Source organism: Pseudomonas sp. A6 (assembly GCF_052367875.1).
In the GTDB taxonomy this organism is placed as follows: Bacteria; Pseudomonadota; Gammaproteobacteria; order Pseudomonadales; family Pseudomonadaceae; genus Pseudomonas; species Pseudomonas citronellolis.
Genome location: NZ_CP198970.1, coordinates 2124515 through 2144913, shown reverse-complemented (window position 1 = coordinate 2144913; position 20399 = coordinate 2124515). Strand labels below are relative to the sequence as shown.

Annotated in this window: 17 protein-coding genes; 12 read left to right on the top strand and 5 right to left on the bottom strand. The window is 68.2% G+C overall.

Translation table 11 applies throughout. The annotated features are described in order from the left end of the window. The first annotated feature begins 69 nt into the window (after positions 1-69). Positions 70-513 (top strand): multidrug/biocide efflux PACE transporter, encoded by a 444-nt coding sequence (locus ACTWJ5_RS09740; RefSeq protein WP_074979770.1) that lies wholly within the window; start codon positions 70-72, stop codon positions 511-513. 672 nt (positions 514-1185) lie between these two features. On the opposite strand, the gene pyrF is transcribed toward ACTWJ5_RS09740, so the two are convergent. From pyrF to ACTWJ5_RS09725, 3 genes are all read right to left on the bottom strand, one after another. Further along, entirely contained in the window at positions 1186-1884 is a 699-nt protein-coding gene (gene pyrF / locus ACTWJ5_RS09735) for an orotidine-5'-phosphate decarboxylase (RefSeq protein WP_074979772.1), read from the bottom strand. Positions 1885-1973: 89 nt separating this feature from the next. Beyond that, positions 1974-2933, bottom strand: a complete 960-nt coding sequence (locus ACTWJ5_RS09730) for a response regulator (protein WP_444438337.1) — start codon at positions 2931-2933, stop codon at positions 1974-1976. 1 nt (position 2934) lies between these two features. After that, positions 2935-4236, bottom strand: a complete 1302-nt coding sequence (locus tag ACTWJ5_RS09725; RefSeq protein ID WP_261746637.1) for a sensor histidine kinase — start codon at positions 4234-4236, stop codon at positions 2935-2937. Between the two features lie 194 nt (positions 4237-4430). On the opposite strand from ACTWJ5_RS09725, the gene ACTWJ5_RS09720 reads away from it, so the two are divergent. Both ACTWJ5_RS09720 and ACTWJ5_RS09715 read left to right on the top strand, forming a co-directional pair. Then, entirely contained in the window at positions 4431-4604 is a 174-nt protein-coding gene (locus ACTWJ5_RS09720) for a DUF2897 family protein (protein ID WP_074979780.1), read from the top strand. Between the two features lie 108 nt (positions 4605-4712). Continuing rightward, positions 4713-5477, top strand: a complete 765-nt coding sequence (locus tag ACTWJ5_RS09715; RefSeq protein WP_009621524.1) for a CPBP family intramembrane glutamic endopeptidase — start codon at positions 4713-4715, stop codon at positions 5475-5477. On the opposite strand, the gene ACTWJ5_RS09710 is transcribed toward ACTWJ5_RS09715, so the two are convergent. Beyond that, entirely contained in the window at positions 5478-6101 is a 624-nt protein-coding gene (locus ACTWJ5_RS09710) for a TetR/AcrR family transcriptional regulator (protein WP_009621522.1), read from the bottom strand. A 222-nt stretch (positions 6102-6323) separates the two neighbouring features. Between ACTWJ5_RS09710 and ACTWJ5_RS09705 the strand changes: the two genes are divergently transcribed. The 9 genes from ACTWJ5_RS09705 to ACTWJ5_RS09665 all read left to right on the top strand — a co-directional run bounded on the left by ACTWJ5_RS09705 (position 6324) and on the right by ACTWJ5_RS09665 (position 19626). Further along, positions 6324-8138 (top strand): acyclic terpene utilization AtuA family protein, encoded by a 1815-nt coding sequence (locus ACTWJ5_RS09705; protein WP_444438333.1) that lies wholly within the window; start codon positions 6324-6326, stop codon positions 8136-8138. Positions 8139-8155: 17 nt separating this feature from the next. Then, positions 8156-9031, top strand: coding sequence for an SDR family oxidoreductase (locus ACTWJ5_RS09700; protein ID WP_444438331.1), 876 nt, complete (start codon positions 8156-8158; stop codon positions 9029-9031). 3 nt (positions 9032-9034) lie between these two features. Further along, the gene (gene atuC, locus ACTWJ5_RS09695; protein WP_444438329.1) at positions 9035-10651 is read left to right on the top strand and encodes a geranyl-CoA carboxylase subunit beta; all 1617 of its coding nucleotides are present in this window, start codon (positions 9035-9037) and stop codon (positions 10649-10651) included. Between the two features lie 153 nt (positions 10652-10804). Continuing rightward, the gene (atuD, locus tag ACTWJ5_RS09690; protein ID WP_444438327.1) at positions 10805-11965 is read left to right on the top strand and encodes a citronellyl-CoA dehydrogenase; all 1161 of its coding nucleotides are present in this window, start codon (positions 10805-10807) and stop codon (positions 11963-11965) included. Between the two features lie 117 nt (positions 11966-12082). Further along, positions 12083-12880: an isohexenylglutaconyl-CoA hydratase gene (atuE, locus tag ACTWJ5_RS09685; protein ID WP_253409947.1), complete on the top strand. Its 798-nt coding sequence runs from the start codon at positions 12083-12085 to the stop codon at positions 12878-12880. Positions 12881-12979: 99 nt separating this feature from the next. Continuing rightward, complete coding sequence (gene atuF / locus ACTWJ5_RS09680) at positions 12980-14968, top strand: geranyl-CoA carboxylase subunit apha (RefSeq protein WP_444438325.1); 1989 nt, start codon at positions 12980-12982, stop codon at positions 14966-14968. A gap of 338 nt (positions 14969-15306) precedes the next feature. Further along, positions 15307-16128, top strand: coding sequence for an SDR family oxidoreductase (locus tag ACTWJ5_RS09675; RefSeq protein WP_253409952.1), 822 nt, complete (start codon positions 15307-15309; stop codon positions 16126-16128). A 216-nt stretch (positions 16129-16344) separates the two neighbouring features. After that, entirely contained in the window at positions 16345-18171 is a 1827-nt protein-coding gene (locus ACTWJ5_RS09670) for a long-chain-acyl-CoA synthetase (RefSeq protein WP_444438322.1), read from the top strand. A 312-nt stretch (positions 18172-18483) separates the two neighbouring features. Then, positions 18484-19626, top strand: a complete 1143-nt coding sequence (locus ACTWJ5_RS09665) for an IS481 family transposase (RefSeq protein WP_444436198.1) — start codon at positions 18484-18486, stop codon at positions 19624-19626. Positions 19627-19778: 152 nt separating this feature from the next. On the opposite strand, the gene ACTWJ5_RS09660 is transcribed toward ACTWJ5_RS09665, so the two are convergent. Further along, on the bottom strand, positions 19779-20312 hold the full coding sequence (locus tag ACTWJ5_RS09660) for a hypothetical protein (protein WP_258872501.1): 534 nt from the start codon (positions 20310-20312) through the stop codon (positions 19779-19781). Positions 20313-20399 lie beyond the last annotated feature (87 nt).

Sequence of the window (20399 nt, the reverse complement as noted above, 5' to 3'; positions counted from 1 at the left end):
CAACCCTTCAACCGATGAGAATAGCCGCCAGCCGGCCCGGTGGGGCCCCTCTTTATCTGGAGAAAACCCATGAGCATGCAAAAGACGCTGAAGGAAAGGCTGTTCCACGCCCTGCTCTTCGAATTCATCGCCCTGGCCATCTGCGCCCCGACCCTGGCCTGGCTGATGGACCAGCCGCTGGGCCACATGGGCGCCCTGACGCTGATGTTTTCGCTGATCGCCACGCTGTGGAACATGGTCTACAACACCCTGTTCGACCGCGCTCAGCGGCGCCTGCAGTTCGCCCGCACCCTGCCGGTGCGCGTGCTGCACGCCTCGCTGTTCGAGCTGGGGTTGATCTTCATGCTGGTGCCGCTGGCGGCCTGGTGGCTGGGTATCGGTCTGGTGGAGGCGTTCGTGCTGGATATCGGGCTGATTCTGTTTTTCCTGCCGTACACCATTGCCTTCAACTGGGGGTATGACGCGCTGCGGGCGCGGTGGGTGGAGCGACCGCGGGAGGTTTTGGTGCGTTGAGGGGGGGGACTTGGCACTTGTAGGAGCGAGCTTGCTCGCGAAGGGGGGGTTGCCGGGAGCTGTGGTGCTGGGGTTAAGAGCGCCCTCTCCCCAACCCTCTCCCTGAAGGGAGAGGGGGCTGTCCTGGGCGATGTGTCGGTCAGGCGTCATCCTCCCAACCTCGTCATTCCCGCGAACGCGGGAACCCAGAGACTTGGGGGCTTGGTGTAGCGCGCCGCACCGAGTGTTCGGATGTTTCTTGTTTCGCCCCCTCGGGCGAGTCCCTTTTGTCAAACGGTGGAAGGCCACCCCCGCAAAAAGGAACCAAAAAGGCTTGCCCCAACATACGGGCCCGACAGAGTCGGGCTACCCTCACGAATTCCCCCGCCACGGAGGCCCGAACTAGGCGTCCCCCCCCGAGCGTACGTCCCTGTAGCCCGCGGGGCTCTCGCGACATCCATGTCGCATGACCTCCTGAGCGGGGGTTTCGTTCGGCCTTCTGAAGGGGCACTCCGGTGCACTCGGAGGTTTCTCTGGAAGTCAGAATCGCGGACGGAGTCCGCTCCTACGGTTCCAGGAAGCTCGGCTTTTCGTAGGATGGGTTCAGGGAAGCACGGACGTAGGAGCGGACTCCGTCCGCGATTGGTTCATCAACCACGCCGGACACCCCGGTGGCACGAACAGCCCCCTCATTCAAGCCAGGGAAGCGACTATCGCCGCCAGCGCCGCGGCCGGGTCGGCGGCCTGGCTGATCGGGCGGCCGATCACCAGGTAGTCGGAGCCAGCGTCCAGGGCCTGGCGCGGGGTGAGGATGCGGCGCTGGTCGTCCTGGGCGCTGCCGGCCGGGCGGATGCCCGGGGTGACCAGTTGCAGGGCCGGGTGCGCGGCTTTCAAGGCCGGGGCTTCCTGGGCCGAGCAGACCAGGCCGTCCATGCCGGCCTTCTCCGCCAGAGCGGCCAGGCGCAGCACCTGCTCCTGGGGCTCGACGTCCAGGCCGATGCCGGCCAGGTCCTCGCGCTCCATGCTGGTCAGCACGGTCACGCCGATCAGCAGCGGCTTCGGGCCATCGAAGGCGTCGAGGGTCTCGCGGCAGGCCGCCATCATGCGCAGGCCGCCGGAGCAGTGCACGTTGACCATCCACACGCCCATCTCGGCGGCGGCGCGCACGGCCATCGCGGTGGTGTTGGGGATGTCGTGGAATTTCAGGTCGAGGAACACCTCGAAGCCGCGGCCGTTCAGCGTCTCGACGATACCCGCGGCGCAACTGGTGAAGAGTTCCTTGCCCACCTTCACCCGGCACAGTTTCGGGTCGAGCTGGTCGGCCAGCGCCAGGGCGGCCTCGCGGGTGGGGAAATCCAGGGCGACGATGATCGGGGTCTGGCAGACGGACATGGGCTCTCTCGCGGGGGGATTCTGAAAAACGCCGCGCATTGTCGCAGAAAGCGCCGCCGCCGGCAGCTTCCGGCGACGCGTTGCCCGTCCTATACGCTCAGGCGCTCGCGCAGGCGGCCGAGCATGCCCAGCAGGCTGCCGACCTTCTCCCGCTCGCGCTCCTCGCGCGGCGCCTCGGCCAGGCGCGCCACCTGCGGCTGCGGTTGCGCGCGCCACAGCTGGGCCTGTTCGGCGGCGGCCTTCAGGCCCTTTTCGAAGAGGCCCCGGCGGATCGGCTTGGGCAGGTAACGGAAGATCTGCGCCTGGTTGATCAGCGCCAGCAGGTCCTGGGTGTCGCGGAACGGCGTCACCACCAGGCTGAGCAGGCGCGGGTGGGCCTGGGCCAGGGACTTGAGCAGCGGCGCGGTGTCCTCGCCGGCGAGCTTGAGGTCGCTGACCAGGATGTCGATGGGCTCGGCGTTCAGCCGCAGCAGCGCCTCGGCCAGGTTGCGCGCGCGGTGCAGCTGGTGGTTGCCGGCGGCGCAGAAGTCGCCGACGCTGGCCAGGGTGTCGGCGTCGTCGTCCAGCAGCAAGACGTTGAGCGGCGCGGCCAGCCGGCTGATGGCCTGCAGGTCGGGCGCGGCGGCCTGGCGCCCGGCGATCTCCGCCGCCTGGCGCAGGGTGAAGGCCATTTCCTGCGGGTCCCAGGGCTTGGTCAGGTAGCGGAAGATGCCGCCGTTGTTCAGCGCTTCCACCGCCGCGTCCAGGTCGGAATAGCCGGTGAGCAGGATGCGCAGGCAGTCCGGGGCGATCTCGCGGGCCCGGGCCAGCAGCTCGGCGCCGCTCATCTGCGGCATGCGCTGGTCGCTGACGAGGATCTGCACCGGCTCGCTGCGCAGGCGCTCCAGGGCGCGCCGCGGGTCGCTCTCGGTGAACACCTCGTAGTGCCGGCGGAACTGCATCGCCAGGCTGCGCAGGATGCGCTCCTCGTCGTCGACGAAGAGGATGCGGGTCAGGCCGGTGGGCTGGGCCTGGCCGGACTGCGGCAGGGCCTTGAGCGGCTGGGTCATGTCAGGCACTCCGTTTCAGGTCGCTGGCCTGCGCGCGCGGCAGGCGGATGAGGAATCGCGTGCCGCGCCCCGGCTCGGAGGCGACGCGGATGCTGCCGCCGTGGTCCTGGACGATCTTGTAGCTGATCGACAGGCCCAGGCCGGTGCCCTGGCCCGGCGGCTTGGTGGTGAAGAAGGGGTCGAAGATGCGCGCCAGCACCTCGGCGGGCATGCCCTTGCCGTTGTCCTGCACCGAGACGTACACCGCCGCCTCGTCGGCCCAGGTCTTGACGTGGATGTGGCCGTAGCCGTCCATGGCCTGGGCGGCGTTGGTGAACAGGTTGAGCAGCACCTGGTTGATCTGCGAGGGCGCGCAGGCGATGGGCGGCAGCTCGCCGAGCTGGCGGATGATCTCGGCCTTGTCCTTGATGCTGTTGCGGGCGATCAGCAGCGCGCTCTTCACGCACTCGTTGAGGTCCACCTCCTCGCTCATGGCGCGGTCCAGGCGGGCGAAGTCCTTGAGCCCGCCGACCAGCTCGCCGATCTGCGCCAGGCCGTAGGTGGTGTCGCCGAACAGCTGGTCGAGGTCGCCCAGCAGTTGCTCCAGGGGCGCCTCCGCACGGGCCTGCCCAGCGGCTTGCAGGGCGCGGGCCAGGCGCGCCTCGTCGCAGGCTGCATCGTTCAGGCAGTCCGCCAGCTCGGCCTGGCTCTCGGCCAGTTGCAGCAGCGGCAGGAACTGCTCACGGATCAGCTCCAGGTTGTTGCGCACGTAGCCCAGCGGGGTGTTCAGCTCGTGGGCGACGCCGGCGACCATCTGCCCCAGGGAGGCCATCTTCTCCGACTGCACCAGCTGCGCCTGGGATTCCCGCAGGTCGACCAGGGCCCTGCGCAGCACGCGGTTGCGCTGGGCGATGCGCGCCTCCATGGCCTTGAGCAGGTCGAGCACGGTGCCCAGGCCCAGGTAGGCGCCTTCGCCGTCGACCAGGATGAAGTCCTCGGTGATCGGGTACTTCAGTTGCGCGGTGACCTGCTGCGCCGCCTGTTCCAGGCTCCACTCGATGTCCACCCGCAGCGGGCTTGCGTTCATCATCTCGCTGACCGGGCGGCGGCCCCAGAGGTCGCGGCCGAAGCGCTGCATGAAGATGTCCTGCAGCATGTAGCGGCTGATCAGACCCAGCGGGCGGCCCTGCCCATCCACCACCGGCAGCGAGAGGAAGGCGCGGTGCTCGGCGGTGAGCAGGCGGTCGGCGACGTCGCTGAGGCTCATCTGCGCCTGCAGCGGTTCCACGGCGCGCAGGAGTGCGTGCAGGGCGCTGGTGGTCATCGGCGGACTCCGCTGGCTGAAATGCCCGCCAGTCAATCAGGTCCAGATTGCCATCATGTGACAACGGTCGCGCGCCACGCATCCTTCACGGGAAGGTCATACGCCGGCAACAAGCCTGCGTCCGACCACCGCCACACACTGACAAGCCGGGCGCGCGGGTTTATGGTGAAAGCTCGCATCCCAAGGAGAACGCCATGCCCTGGTACGCCTGGTTGATCATCGTCCTCGCCCTGGGCTCCATCCTCGGCGGCCTGTTGTTGCTGCGCGACAGCGCCCGCAAGCTGCCGCTGACCGAGGAGCAGCTCAAGCGCATCCATCAGCGCAACGCCGAAATGGACGCCCAGGACGCCCGCGACGACAAGCGCTGAGCGCCGCCGGCCGCCCCGGCGCCCGAGGTCATTTCCCTCATTCACCGCCGCAGGCATGGATCAGGCTGGGCGAATTGCCTAGACTGCGGCCGGTGGATGGAGGACACGATGCTCAGGAAGCTACTCCCGCTGCTGCCAGGGTTGCTCCTGCTCGGCGGTTTCGCCCTCGGATTCGTCCAACCCCTGGGGCTCTTGATAGGCGCACTCTTCGTCGCCTGGACACTCTACGGCGAACAACGCCTGCCCTGGCTGCTCTGGTGGCCGGTGTGCCTGCTGGCGAGCTTCGCCCTGGCCGCGCACCTGCTGCCCGGCACCCAGTCGTGGACGCTCTGGCCGCCGCGGCAGCTCTCCGCCGACGCCCCGGCCTACGCGCTGCGCCTGTCCTGGGACAAGGCGCTGGCCGGCGTCACCCTGCTCGCCTGGTGGCTGCGCCGGCCGCCGCTGGCGGGGGCCTCGCCGGACTATGCCGGCATCACCGTGGTCGCCACCCTGTTCGCCGTGCCGCTGCTGGCCACCGCCCTGGGCCTGGTGGTGTGGCGGCCGAAATGGCCCGACGGCCTGTGGATCTGGCTATTGGTGAATTTCGCGGTGATCGCCCTGACCGAGGAACTGATCTTCCGCGGCCTGCTGCAGACCTCGCTGGTGGAGCGCCTGGGCGCCCCCGCCGGGATCATTGTCAGCAGCCTGCTGTTCGGCCTGGCGCACCTGCCCTTCAGCGGCCAGTTCGCCGTGGTGGCCGGCATCGCCGGGCTCGGCTACGGCCTGGCGCTGCACTTCAGCGGGCGCATGCTGGTGCCCATCCTCCTGCACGGGGTGGTCAACAGCGTGCACCTGCTGCTGCTGAGCTACCCGCTGCACCTGGGCCTGGGCTGATCAGGCGGCCTTGTAGACCAGCAGCAGGGCCTGCTCGGCCAGGTCGTCGAGGGTCATGCTGCCGTCCTGGCGGAACCAGGTCATGGTCCAGGACAGCGCGCCGGTGAGGAAACGCCGCAGGATGAACGGGTCGCCCTCGCAGTAGCCGGCGGCGCGCGCCTCGCCGAGCACGTCCAGCCACATCTGCTCGTAGATGTCGCGCAGGCCGAGGATGTAGGCCTGGCCCTCCGGCGACAGCGAGCGCCACTCGTAGACCAGCACCGCCATGGCCTCGCCGGTGCCGCCCATGATCGATTGCAGCTCGCAGCGGATCAGCGCCAGCAGGCGCTCGCGCAGGTCCTCGGCGTCGGCCAGGGCGGCGCGCATCAGCGCGGTGTTGTAGAGGATGGTCTCCTCCATCACCGAGCGCAGGATTTCGTCCTTGCTCTTGAAGTGGTGGAAGATGCTGCCGGACTGGATGCCCACGGCGCCGGCCAGGTCGCGCACCGTGGTGCGTTCGTAGCCCTTGGCGCGGAACAGGTGGGCGGCGGTCTGCAGCAGCTTGCCGCGGGCGCTCTCCGGGTCGGTGACCTGCCCGTTCGCCACCAGCTCCAGCATCACTTCGCGCGCTTTCTGGTCATCCACGCTCTGCTCTCCCCTCGTCCGCCATCCGGCCGCCACTGTTCAGGGCGATTCCATGATCGCCACGCAAGTACTTGTGCATACAGGTGAAATGTATGCCTGCGGCGGCAACCAAGCAAGCGCTTGGCCATCACTTGGTTGGGTTGTCTGGCGCTTATGCCCTCTTTTCAACCAAGCGCTTGCTTGGTAATGTCGAAACACCTCTCGACCGTCACGGGCAGAACAATGACCAAGACCGTACGCATCGGCTGCGCCTCGGCTTTCTGGGGCGACACCTGCAGCGCCGCCGCCCAGCTGGTGAAGGGCGCGGAGCTGGACTACCTGGTGTTCGACTACCTGGCCGAAATCACCCTGTCGATCATGGCCGGCGCGCGCCTGAAGAACCCCGAGGCGGGCTACGCCACCGACTTCGTCGAAGTGCTGGCGCCGCTGCTGGGCGAGATCGCCGGCAAGCGCGTCCGCGTCATCAGCAATGCCGGCGGGGTCAACCCGCAGGCCTGCGCCAAGGCCCTGGCGGCCGCCTGCGAGAAGGCCGGGGTGCAGCTGAAGATCGCCGTGCTGGAAGGCGACAACCTGCAGCCCCAGGCCGGCGAACTGGCCAAGGCCGGGACCGTGGAAATGTTCAGCGGCGCCCCGCTGCCGCCGATGTGCGTATCGATGAACGCCTACCTGGGCGCGCCCGGCATAGTCGAAGCGCTGGCGCTGGGCGCGGACATCGTCATCACCGGCCGCGTGGTGGACAGCGCGGTGGTCAGCGCCGCCCTGGTGCACGAGTTCGGCTGGGCCTGGAACGACTACGACAAACTGGCCCAGGCCGCGCTGGCCGGGCACATCATCGAATGCGGCGCGCAGTGCACCGGCGGCAACTTCACCGACTGGGAAAGCGTGCCGGACTACGAGCACATCGGCTTCCCCATCGTCGAAGTGCAGGCCAGCGGCGACTTCGTGGTCACCAAGCCGCAGGGCACCGGCGGCCTGGTCACCCCGCTGAGCGTCGGCGAGCAGATGCTCTACGAGATCGGCGACCCGCGCGCCTACCTGCTGCCCGACGTGGTCTGCGACTTCACCGGCGTGCAGTTGCGCCAGGCCGGCGCCGACCGCGTCGCCCTCAGCGGCGCCCGCGGCCTGCCGCCCACCGGCCAGTACAAGGTCAGCGCCACCTACCCCGACGGCTTCCGCTGCACCGCCAGTTGCCTGATCGCCGGCATCGACGCAGTGAAGAAGGCCGAGCGCGTGAGCCGGGCGATCATCGCCAGGACCGAGGAGATGTTCGCCGAACGCGGCTGGGGCCCCTACCGCGAAACGAGCATCGAGCTGCTCGGCAGCGAAGCCACCTACGGCCCCCACGGCCGCCGCCAGGACAGCCGCGAGATCGTGGTCAAGCTCGCCGTGCGCCACGCCCGCAAGGAGGCGCTGGTGCTGTTCTCCCGCGAAATCGCCCAGGCCGCCACCGGCATGGCCCCGGGCCTGACCGGCATCGTCGGCGGGCGGCCCACGGTTTACCCGGTGATCCGCCTGTTCTCCTTCCTGGTGGACAAGGCGCGCTGCCAACTGGCGGTGCGCATCGGCGAGGACAGCCATGCCGTCGTCCTGCCGCAGCTGGAGCACTTCGACCCGGCGGACCTGGCCGAGGCCGCGCAAGCCCCTGCCGCCAACGGCCAGGCCACGGCCAGCGTGGCGCTGGTGAAGCTGGCGGTGGCGCGCTCCGGCGACAAGGGCGACCACAGCAACATCGGCGTGATGGCGCGCAAGCCCGAATACCTGCCGTGGATCGCCGAGGCGCTGAGCGAAGGCGCGGTGGCCGAGTGGATGCAGCACGTGCTGGACCCGCAGCTGGGCCGCGTCAGCCGCTGGTACCTGCCGGCCAGCCACAGCCTGAACTTCCTGCTGGAGCACGCCCTGGGCGGCGGCGGCGTGGCCAGCCTGCGCATCGACCCGCAGGGCAAGGCCTTCGCCCAGCAGTTGCTGGAATTCCCGGTGGCGGTGCCAAAACACATCGCCGATGAACTCAGCTCTTCTACGACAAGAACAAACGCTTGAGCAGGACGACAAGAACAATGGCATACGACTCGATCTTCAAGCCCGGCCTGTTCGCCGGCCAGACTGTAATCGTCACCGGCGGCGGCAGCGGCATCGGCCGCTGCACCGCCCATGAGCTGGCGGCCCTGGGCGCCCACGTGGTGCTGGTCGGGCGCAAGGCCGAGAAGCTGGAGAAGACCGCCGGCGAGATCGTCGAGGACGGCGGCAGCGCCAGCTGGCACAGCTGCGACATCCGCGACGAGGAGGCGGTGAAGGCGCTGGTGGCGCAGGTGCTCGCCGAGCGCGGGCCGATCCGGCACCTGGTCAACAACGCCGGCGGCCAATACCCCGCGCCGCTGGCCTCGATCAACCTCAAGGGCTTCGAGGCGGTGGTGCGCACCAACCTGGTGGGCGGCTTCCTCATGGCCCGCGAAGTGTTCAACCAGAGCATGAGCAAGCACGGCGGCAGCATCGTCAACATGCTCGCCGACATGTGGGGCGGCATGCCCGGCATGGGCCACTCCGGCGCCGCCCGCGCGGGCATGGAGAACTTCACCAAGACCGCCGCCGTGGAGTGGGGTCACGCCGGGGTGCGGGTCAACGCGGTGGCGCCGGGCTGGATCGCCTCCAGCGGCATGGACACCTACGAGGGCGCCTTCAAGGCGGTGATCCCGACCCTGCGCGAGCACGTGCCGCTCAAGCGCATCGGCACCGAATCGGAAGTGGCCTCCGCCATCGTCTTCCTGCTCTCCCCCGGCGCCGCCTTCATCAGCGGCAACACGATCCGTATCGATGGTGCCGCCAGCCAGGGCAGCCGCGCCTTCCCGCTGAGCAAGGGCAAGCCCGGGCAGAGCCGTTCCTACAACGGCTTCCACCGCGCCTACCTGCCCGACGTGCTGAAGGACCAGGAGTAAGCCATGCCGCTGATCCAGTCGGAAATCGACACCCAGGGCGAGGACTTCGCCCGCAACCGCGAGGCCATGCTGGCCGCCGTGGCGAGCTTCCGCGAGGTCGAGCAGAAGGTGCTGGACAAGGCCGCCGAGGCCAAGCCGAAGTTCGACAAGCGCGGCCAGCTGCTGCCGCGCGAGCGCCTGAACCTGCTGCTCGACCCCGGCGCGCCCTTCCTCGAACTCTGCTCCCTGGCCGGCTACAAGCTGCACGACGACAAGGACGGCACCCAGGCCGGCGGCGGCATCATCTCCGGCATCGGCTACGTGGCCGGGGTGCGCTGCCTGGTCAGCGCCAGCAACAGCGCGATCAAGGGCGGCACCATCTCGCCCACCGGGCTGAAGAAGACCCTGCGCCTGCAGCAGGTGGCGCTGGAGAACAAGCTGCCGCTGATCGCCCTCACCGAGAGCGGCGGCGCCAACCTCAACTACGCGGCGGAAATCTTCGTCGAAGGCGCCCGTGGCTTCGCCAACCAGGCGCGGCTGTCGGCCGCCGGCATTCCCCAGGTCACCGTGGTGCACGGCTCCAGCACCGCCGGCGGCGCCTACCAGCCGGGGCTGTCGGACTACGTGGTGGTGGTGCGCGGCAAGGCCAAGATGTTCCTCGCCGGCCCGCCGCTGCTCAAGGCCGCCACCGGCGAGGTGGCCACGGACGAGGAACTGGGCGGCGCCGAGCTGCACGCCCAGGTCGCCGGCACCGCCGAGTACCTGGCCGAGAACGACGCCGACGGCGTACGCCTGGCCCGCGAGATTCTCGCCGCCCTGCCGTGGAACGCCCAGCTGCCGGCGCGCCCGGCAAGGCAGTGGGACGAGCCGCTGTACCCGGCCGAGGAACTGCTCGGCGTGGTCCCGGCGGACGCCCGCAAGCCCTACGACGTGCGCGAGATCATCGCGCGCATCGCCGACGGTTCGCGCTTCCTCGCCTTCAAGAACGAATTCGACGCCCAGACCGTCTGCGGCCACCTGCACATCGAAGGCCACGCCTGCGGCCTGATCGGCAACAACGGCCCGATCACCCCGCAGGGCGCGGCCAAGGCGGCGCAGTTCATCCAGCTGTGCGAGCAGAGCAACACGCCGATCCTGTTCCTGCACAACACCACCGGCTTCATGGTCGGCACCGAGTCCGAGCGCCTGGGCGTGATCAAGCACGGCTCGAAGATGATCCAGGCGGTGGCCAACGCCACGGTGCCCAAGCTCACCCTGGTGGTCGGCGGCTCCTACGGCGCCGGCAACTACGCCATGTGCGGCCGCGGCCTGGACCCGCGCTTCATCTTCGCCTGGCCGAACAGCCGCACCGCGGTGATGGGCGGCGCCCAGGCCGGCAAGGTGCTGCGCATCGTCACCGAGGAAAAGCACGCCAAGGAGGGCAAGGAGGCCGACGCGAAGATGCTCGACATGCTCGAACAGATGACCGCGCAGAAGCTCGACGCCCAGTCCACCGCGCTCTACGGCACGGCCAGCCTGTGGGACGACGGGCTGATCGACCCGCGCGACAGCCGCCGGCTGCTGGGCTATCTGCTGGACATCTGCGCGGAGGCGGCGGTGCGACCGCTCAAGGGCAACAGTTTCGGGGTAGCGAGGTTCTGATACAGGCGCCCTCTCCCAGGGAGAGGGTGCCAAAGCGATCCGGCGTAAAGCGAACTTCCCGCCCGCTCCGAACAGCCCCCTCTCCCTTCAGGGAGAGGGTTGGGGAGAGGGGAAAGGGAAGTGAACACCCAAGGCTCAGGAGGAAAACAACAAATGCTCTTCACCCAGGAACACGAAGAACTCCGCCGCACCGTCCGCAACTTCGTCGACAAGGAGATCAACCCCTACGTCGACCAGTGGGAAAAGGACGGCCGCTTCCCCATCCATGAAGTGTTCAAGAAAGCCGGCGCCCTCGGCCTGCTGGGCATCTCCAAGCCGGAGAAATTCGGCGGCATGGGCCTGGACTACAGCTACTCGGTGGTCGCCGCCGAAGAGTTCGGCACCATCCACTGCGGCGGCGTGCCCATGTCCATCGGCGTGCAGACCGACATGTGCACCCCGGCCCTGGCCCGCTTCGGCTCCGACGAGCTGCGCGAGGAATTCCTGCGTCCGGCCATCGCCGGCGAGATGGTCGGCTGCATCGGCGTCTCCGAGGTCGGCGCCGGTTCCGACGTGGCCGGGCTGAAGACCACCGCGCGCAAGGATGGCGACGACTACGTGATCAACGGCAGCAAGATGTGGATCACCAACTCGCCGTCGGCCGACTTCATCTGCCTGCTGGCCAACACCTCCGACGACAAGCCCCACGTCAACAAGTCGCTGATCATGGTGCCGATGAAGAGCAAGGGCATCAGCGTCAGCCCGCACCTGGACAAGCTCGGCATGCGCAGCTCGGAGACCGCCCAGGTGTTCTTCGACGACGTGCGCGTGCCGCAGCGCAACCGTATCGGCGCCGAGGGCGCGGGCTTCATGATGCAGATGCTGCAGTTCCAGGAGGAGCGCCTGTTCGGCGCGGCCAGCGGGATCAAGGGCATGGAGTACTGCGTCAACGCCACCATCGACTACTGCAAGGAGCGCAAGACCTTCGGCCAGGCGTTGATCGACAACCAGGTCATCCACTTCCGCATGGCCGAGCTGATGACCGAGATCGAGTGCCTGCGCGCCCTCACCTACCAGGCCACCGAACAGTACATCCGCGGCAGGGACGTGACCCGCCTGGCCTCCATGGCCAAGCTCAAGGTCGGCCGCCTGGCCCGCGAGGTCACCGACGCCTGCCTGCAGTACTGGGGCGGCCAGGGCTTCATGTGGGAGAACCCGATCTCCCGCGCCTACCGCGACACCCGCCTGGTGTCCATCGGCGGCGGCGCCGACGAGATCATGCTCGGCATCATCTGCAAGCTGATGGGCACCCTCCCGGGCAAGAAAAAGAGCTGAGCGCTTTCGCCCTCGTAGGAGCGAGCTTGCTCGCGAACCAGCCCCGCTGCGGAAGCGTTCGCGAGCAAGCTCGCTCCTACGAAAAGAAAAGACGATGAATCGACGAGGATTTCCGGCATGAGCGAATTGCCGAACTGCGAAACCCTGCTGCTGGAACGCGATGGCGGCGTGCTGCACGTCACCCTCGACCGCCCGGACAGCCGCAACGCCATGAGCCTGGCCATGGTCGGCGAACTGCGCGCGGTGCTGGCCGCGGTGCGCGATGAACGCGAAGTGCGCGCCATCGTCCTGCGCGGCGCCGGCGGGCACTTCTGCGCCGGCGGCGACATCAAGGACATGGCCGGCGCCCGCGCCGCCGGCCCGGACGCCTACGCCGCGCTGAACCGCGCCTTCGGCGGCCTGCTGGAAGAGGCCCAGGCGCAGCCGCAGGTGCTGGTCGCCGTGCTGGAAGGCGCGGTGCTCGGCGGCGGCTTCGGCCTGGCCTGCGTGTCGGACATCGCCATCGCCGCCGACGGCGCCCAGTTCGGCCTGCCGGAAACCAGCCTGGGCATCCTGCCGGCGCAGATCGCCCCCTTCGTGGTCAAGCGCATCGGCCTGACCCAGGCCCGCCGCCTGGCGCTCAGCGCCGCCCGCTTCGACGGCCGCGAGGCGCTGCGCCTGGGCCTGGTGCACTTCAGCGAAGCCAGCGCCGATGCGCTCGGCCAGCGCCTGGCGGAATGCCTGGAGCAGGTGCGCCGCTGCGCCCCCGGCGCCAATGCGCAGACCAAGGCGCTGCTGCTGGCCACCGAGACCGAGGCCCTGGGCCCGTTGCTGGACGAGGCTGCAAAACAGTTCGCCGCCGCCGTGACCGGCGCGGAAGGCGCCGAAGGCACCCTGGCCTTCGTGCAGAAACGCAAACCCAACTGGGCACAGTAGTCGCTGGATCACCGCGTTCGCGAGGATGACGGAACGCCTCCGTCATTCCCGCGAACGCGGGAACCCACGACCAGCACCCAAGCCAGCAGGAGCACATCCATGCCCAGCTTCGACAAGATCCTCATCGCCAACCGCGGCGAGATCGCCTGCCGGGTGATCCGCACCGCCCAGGCCCTGGGCTACCGCACGGTGGCGGTGTACAGCGAGGCCGACGCCGAGGCGCGCCACGTGCAACTGGCCGACGAGGCCGTGTGCATCGGCCCGGCGCCGGTCGGCCAGTCCTACCTGAAGGCCGCGGCCATCCTCGACGCAGCTCAGCGCACAGGCGCCGGCGCCGTGCACCCCGGCTACGGCTTCCTCTCGGAGAACGCCGAGTTCGCCCGCGCCTGCGAGGCCGCCGGCATCGTCTTCATCGGCCCCAGCGTGGAGGCCATCCACCTGATGGGCAGCAAGCGCCTGTCCAAGCTGGCCATGCTCGAAGCCGGCGTGCCCTGCATCCCCGGCTACGAAGGCGCCGCGCAGGACGACGCCACCCTGGCCCGCGAGGCCGAGCGCATCGGCTACCCGCTGATGATCAAGGCCAGCGCCGGCGGCGGCGGTCGCGGCATGCGCCTGGTGCAGGCGGCCGACGAGCTGGCCGCGCAACTGCGCACCGCGCGCTCCGAGGCCCTGAACGCCTTCGGCAGCGACGAACTGATCCTGGAGAAGGCGGTGATCCGCCCACGCCACGTGGAAATCCAGGTGTTCGGCGACAGCCACGGCAACCTCGTCTACCTCGGCGAGCGCGACTGCTCGGTGCAGCGCCGCCACCAGAAGGTCATCGAAGAAGCGCCCTGCCCGGTGCTCGGCGCCGAACTGCGCCAGGCCATGGGCGAGGCGGCGGTGAAGGCGGCGGCGCGGGTGAACTACGTCGGCGCCGGCACCGTGGAGTTCCTGCTGGACGCCAGCGGCGCCTTCTACTTCCTGGAGATGAACACCCGCCTGCAGGTCGAGCACCCGGTCACCGAACTGGTCACCGGCCAGGACCTGGTGGCCTGGCAGGTCCGCGTGGCCGAGGGCCGGCCACTGCCGCTGAAGCAGGAGGAAATCCCGCTGCGCGGCCACGCCATCGAGGTGCGCCTGTACGCCGAGGACGCCGGCAACGGCTTCCTGCCGCAGACCGGCGAAGTGCTGCGCTGGGAGCCGCCACTGCTGGACGGCATCCGCATCGACCACGGCCTGGTGGAAGGCCAGGCGGTGACGCCCTTCTACGACCCCATGCTGGCCAAGGTGATCGCCTATGGCGCCACCCGCGACGAGGCCCGGCGCAAGCTGGTTCGCGCCGTGGAGGATTGCGTGCTGCTCGGCGTGAAGGCCAACCAGCGCTTCCTCGCCAACCTGCTCCGGCACCCCGAGTTCGCCGCCGGCAACGCCACCACGGCATTCATCGCCGAACACTTCGCCGACGACCCCAGCCTGCGCCCGCAAGCGCCGCAGCCCAGCGAACTGGCCCTGGCCGCCGCCCTGCTCTACCAGGCCTCGGCCAGCGCCCGCGCGCACCAGGGCGGCCTGGTCGGCTGGCGCAACGCCGGCAGCCTGCCCTGGCGCTACCAGTTGCACGACGGCGAGCAGAAGCACGCGGTGGAGCTGGATGTGCTGGAGCCCGGCGCGCAGCCCAAGCTGCTGGCCTACATCGGCGAATCGGTGGTGGCGCTGTGGCTGATCGCCATCGACGAGCGCTGGGTCGTGGCGGAGATCGACGGCATCCGCCGGCGCATCGCCCATCACACCCAAGGCGAACGCATCTGGCTGTATGGCGCCGGCGGCAACCTGGAACTGCGCGACATCACCCACGAGCCCGCCGGCGCCCAGGGCGGCGCGGCGTCCGGCACGGTCAAGGCGCCGATGGACGGCGCCATCGTCGACGTGCTGGTCAGCGAAGGCGCGCGGGTCAGCAAGGGTCAGCTGCTGCTCGTGCTGGAGGCGATGAAAATGGAACATCCGCTCAAGGCCGGGGTCGACGGCATTATCCGCCGCATCCAGGTGAGCAAGGGCGAACAGGTCAAGAGCCGCCAACTGCTGGTGGAGGTCGAGGCCGAGGAGGCCTGAAACGCTTTTCGTAGGAGCGAGCTTACTCGCGAATGGGGGTTCTGCTGGTGGCTTCGGTGCTGGGCCTGAAGAGCGCCCTCTCCCTAACCCTCTCCCTGAAGGGAGAGGGGACCGTTGGGCAGGGCTGGGTGTTCTGGAGTCAGCCGGCAGCGCCGTTGGTTTCCGGCTGAAACCACACCTCCTCTCGGCACGGACAAGCCCCCTCTCCCTTCAGGGAGAGGGCTGGGGAGAGGGAACGGAGTCAACCCAACGCACCAGAACCGCCGGGAAACCCCATTCGCGAGCAAGCTCGCTCCTACAGGTGCAGTCCGAACACAACAAGAACACGGAGCCAAACCATGTCCCTGAATGCCAAGACCCTCTTCATCACCGGCGCCAGCCGCGGAATCGGCCGCGAGATCGCCCTGCGCGCCGCGCGCGACGGCGCCAATGTCGTGATCGCGGCGAAAAGCGCCGAACCCCATCCCAAGCTGGCCGGCACCATCCACAGCGTCGCCGAGGAAGTCGAGGCCGCCGGCGGCAAGGCCCTGGCCCTGCAACTGGACGTGCGCGACGAGAATGCCGTGCGCGAGGCCATGGCCCGCGCCGCAGAGCATTTCGGCGGCATCGACGGGCTGGTCAACAACGCCGGCGCCATCAAGCTGGTGGGCGTGGAGCGCCTGGAGCCCAAGCGCTTCGACCTGATGTTCCAGATCAACACCCGCGCGGTGATGGTCTGCAGCCAGGCCGCCCTGCCCTACCTGAAGCAGAGCCAGGGCCATATCCTCAGCCTGTCGCCGCCGCTGAACCTGGCGGAAAAATGGTTCGCCCAGCACGGCCCCTACACCGTCACCAAGTACGGCATGAGCATGCTCACCCTCGGCATGCACGAGGAGTTCAGGAAGTACGGCATCAGCGTCAACGCCCTGTGGCCGAAGACCATGATCGCCACCGCCGCCATCGAGTTCGAACTGGGCAGCCGCGACGCCTTCAAGCGCGCCCGCACCCCGGCGATCATGGCCGACGCCGCCCACGCCATTCTCGACAGCACGGGCCGCAGCATCAGCGGGCGCCTGCTGATCGACGAAGACATCCTCCGCGAACAGGGCGTGAGCGACTTCGAGCAATACCGCTTCGATCCTCAAGGCGGGCCACTGGTGCCCGATCTGTTCCTGGATTGAGGCTGCGTGCCGTCCCTGTAGGAGCGAGCTTGCTCGCGAACCGATTCCGCAGCCGGACTCGTTCGCGAGCAAGCTCGCTCCTACGAAGAGCCCTGCCCGGTTTGCCGAACTGCCCGGCGGCGCGCGCGCCAAGGTCATAGCCCCAGCCTCGCCAGCGTCCTAGAGTCGAACGGGCGTGCACACGCCAGACAACAACGACAACAAGGGCCCGCGTCAATGAGCCATGCCGACCTGATCACCCCCACCCGCTTCATCGCCCACCTGCCCGCCACCCTCGGGCGCGTGCCGCGCATGCTGCGCGGGCTCTACTACACCGGCATCCGCAACCGCGAGAAGAACCTGTCCCTGGGCTGGGCCCTGGAGCGCGCGGCGCGCCTGTACCCGGACGCCCCGGCCCTGCTGGAAGGCCCGCGGCGCCTGTCCTACGCCCTGTTCAACGGCTGGGCCAACCGCCTGGCGCGCGCCTTCCAGGCCGAGGGCGTGAAGCACGGCAGCGTGGTCGCGGTGATGCTGGAGAACCGCGCCGAACTGCTGGTGACCCTCGCCGCCCTGGCCAAGCTCGGCGCCGTGGGCGCGCTGATCAACACCACCCAGCGCGGCCAGGTGCTGGCCCACAGCCTGAACCTGGTCAGCCCCGGCCACTTCGTGGTCGGCGAGGAACTGCGCGAGGCCTTCGACGAAGTCCGCGCCAACCTGCAGGGCGGCGCCGAACGCCTGTACTGGGTGGCCGACGACGATACCCTGCGCGACCCCGGCCAGGCCCCGGCGGGCTGGGCCAACCTGATGCGCCTGGCGCAGTCCCAGGCCTCCAACAACCTGGCCGAGACCACCCAGGTGCGCCTGAAGGACGCCTGCTTCTACATCTACACCTCCGGCACCACCGGCCTGCCGAAGGCCTCGATCATGAGCCACGGGCGCTGGATCAAGGCCTACGGCGGCTTCGGCCACTCCGGCCTGGGCCTGGGCCGCGAAGACGTGCTCTACCTGACCCTGCCCTGCTACCACAACAACGCCGTCACCGTGTGCTGGAGCGCGGTGCTGGCCGGCGGCGCAGCCATCGCCCTGCGCCGCAAGTTCTCCGCCAAGGCGTTCTGGAAGGATGTGCGCCATTACAACGCGACCTGCTTCGGCTATATCGGCGAACTGTGCCGCTACCTGCTCAACCAGGCGGCCTGCGAGGAAGAGCGCGACAACAGCCTGACCTGCATGATCGGCAACGGCCTGCGCCCGTCCATCTGGGGCGAGTTCAAGGCGCGCTTCGGCATCGAGCGCATCACCGAGTTCTATGCCGCCAGCGAAGGCAACATCGGCTTCACCAACGTCTTCAACTTCGACAACACCGTGGGCTTCTCCCCGGCCACCTACGCCATCGTCCGCTACGACCTGGAGAACGACCGCCCGCTGCGCGATGCCAAGGGCTTCATGGAGAAGGTCGGCAAGGGCGAGTCGGGCCTGCTGATCAGCGAGATCAGCGACAAGTGGCCGTTCGACGGCTACACCGACCCGGCCAAGACCCAGGCGGTGATCTACCGCGACGTGTTCAAGAAGGGCGACGCCTGGTTCAACACCGGCGACCTGATGCGCGACCTGGGCTTCAAGCACACCCAGTTCGTCGACCGCCTGGGCGACACCTTCCGCTGGAAGGGCGAGAACGTCTCCACCACCGAGGTGGAAAACGTCCTCGGCGCCTTCCCCGGCGTGGAAGACGCGGTGGTCTACGGCGTGGAGATCCCCGGCACCGACGGCCGCTGCGGCATGGCCGCACTACGCCTGGCGCCCGGCCAGGCGCTGGACGGCCAGGCCCTGGCCGAACACCTGGACCGCGAGCTGCCGGCCTACGCCGTGCCGCTGTTCCTGCGGCTTCTGCAGCAGGTGGAGACCACGGGGACCTTCAAGTACAAGAAGGCGGACCTGAAGAGCGCCGGGTTCGATCCGCGGCAGGTTGGCGAGGCGCTGTTCGTGCGGTTGCCGGGGGAAGTGGATTATCGGCTGCTGGATGAGGAGGTGTTCGGGGCGATCCAGCGCGGGGAACATCGGTTCTGACGGGCTTTTCTTTCTTTCGTAGGAGCGAGCTTGCTCGCGAACAACCGAGTCAAGCCCCACTCCGGAGCGATGTCGAAGTCCGTCCCCTCTCCCCAACCCTCTCCCTGAAGGGAGAGGGGGCTTGTCCGTGCCGAGAGGAGGCCAGGTTTCAGCCAGTAACTTTCGATGCTGCCGGCTGACTCCAGAACGTCAGCCTATGCCCAACGGTCCCCTCTCCCTTCAGGGTGTATGGACCGGAGACATGGTGAACAGGTGTTCGGAGACATGGCGAACACATCATGCTGAGGCATCGAAACGCATGAGGAGCGTGAGATGCCCTGGCAGGAGGTGTCCAAAATGCAGGTACGCGAGGAATTCGTTGCCTTGGCCAGCACGCCGGGTGCCAACCTCCGCCAGCTTTGCCGGCGCTTCGGAATCAGTCCGAATACCGGTTACAAATGGCTGAAGCGAGGTCAGGCGGGCGAGGGGCTGGAGGATCGCTCACGACGTCCAAAGCGCTCTCCGGGCCGTTCGCCGGAAGATCTCGAAGCGCACGTCGTGGCTCTGCGCCAGGAGCATCCGAGCTGGGGCGCACGCAAGTTGCGGCAGCTCTTGCTCAATCAGGGGGTGGATGCTCCAGCGGTAAGCACTGTGCATGCGATCCTGCTCCGCCATGGCTGCATTCAACCGGAGGCTGGCGAGCGCTGCCAGCCGTGGCAACGCTTCGAACATGTTGCCCCGAACGATCTGTGGCAGATGGACTTCAAGGGGCACTTTCCCCTCGCCAAAGGGCGTTGCTATCCCCTGACGATCCTTGATGACCACTCCCGCTATGCCCTATGCCTACAGGGTTGTAGCGATGAGCGACGGGAAACCGTGCAGGCCCACCTCATCGCGACCTTCAGGCGCTATGGGCTACCGCGGCGTATGACCATGGACAATGGCAGCCCCTGGGGTGATACCGAAGCCCATTACACGGCCCTGGAGGTCTGGTTGATGCGCCAGGGTATCCGGACCAGCCACTCCAGCCCTTACCACCCGCAAACCCAAGGCAAGGACGAGCGCTTCCACCGCACGCTCAAGGTCGAATTGCTGCAAGGACGAGTTTTTGATGACTTGATCCACGCCCAGGCGGCGTTTGATCGTTGGCGCGGGCTTTACAATCAGCAGCGTCCGCACCAGGCACTGGACATGCAGGTTCCGCAACAGCGTTATCAACCGAGCCCGCTTGAATATCAGGAGCATCCACCCGCTCCGCAGTACGATGAGCTGGACCTGGTGCGCAAGGTCCAGGGCAAAGGTGAAATTTACTGTCAGGGGCGGCCGTACCAGGTAGGCAAGGCATTCATCGGTGAGTCGGTCGCGATACGGCCGACTACCGAAGAGGGACAGTACAACGTGTACTGGAGCACGCACCGTATTGCCAGGATCGACCTGCGCGAGCAGCTATGCATCGCTGGCAAACGGCTTCCCTAATCTGTTCACCTTGTCTCCGAACAGGTGTCTACCATGTCTCCGGTCCATACACAGGGAGAGGGTTAGGGAGAGGGCGCTCTCCAGGCCCAGCACCAGAACCGCCGGGAAACACCATTCGCGAGCAAGCTCGCTCCTACGAAAAGCCCCCCAACTCAATTGCGAAACTGAAACTGCACCTCCGCCCCACGAATCTCCGAATGCCAGCTGTCATCACTGGGATCGCTACGCTCCCCCCGCTCCCGCTGGATCAACCGGCCACCCACCTGGAACGGGCTCTCCTTCTCCTCGAACATCGGCGGCAGCAGCGGCTTGTCCAGGTCCTCGCGCAGGGCGCGGCCCGGTTCCAGGCCGTGCAGCACGTCCCTGGGCAGGCGCAGGTCGAGCTTGGAGGGCGGCAGCGGCTTGTTCACGCTGGGTTCGGCGGCTTTCTTCGGCTTGGCGTCGGCCACCGGCAGGCGCTCGGGGGCCAGGGGCTTGCCCAGTTCCGCCTTGGGCGCGGCCGGCTTCGCGCTGGCGGCGGGCGCCGGCCTGGGCTGCGCCGCGGGTTCGGGCGGCGGGGCCTTTTCCGCCGGGGCGGCAGGCGCCACCGCGGGCGCCTCGGCCTTGGCCGGTGGCGTCTTGTCGGCATCGCCGCAGGCGCTCAGCAACAGCGGCAGGAGGGTCAGCAGAACGAAGCGTCGCAACATCACGGGGCAGGCAAATGGCCAGGGGCGCGTCATCCTCGCCTTAGTTGATCTGTAAGACAAGAGGCTCAGATCAATCCGAAGGCAATT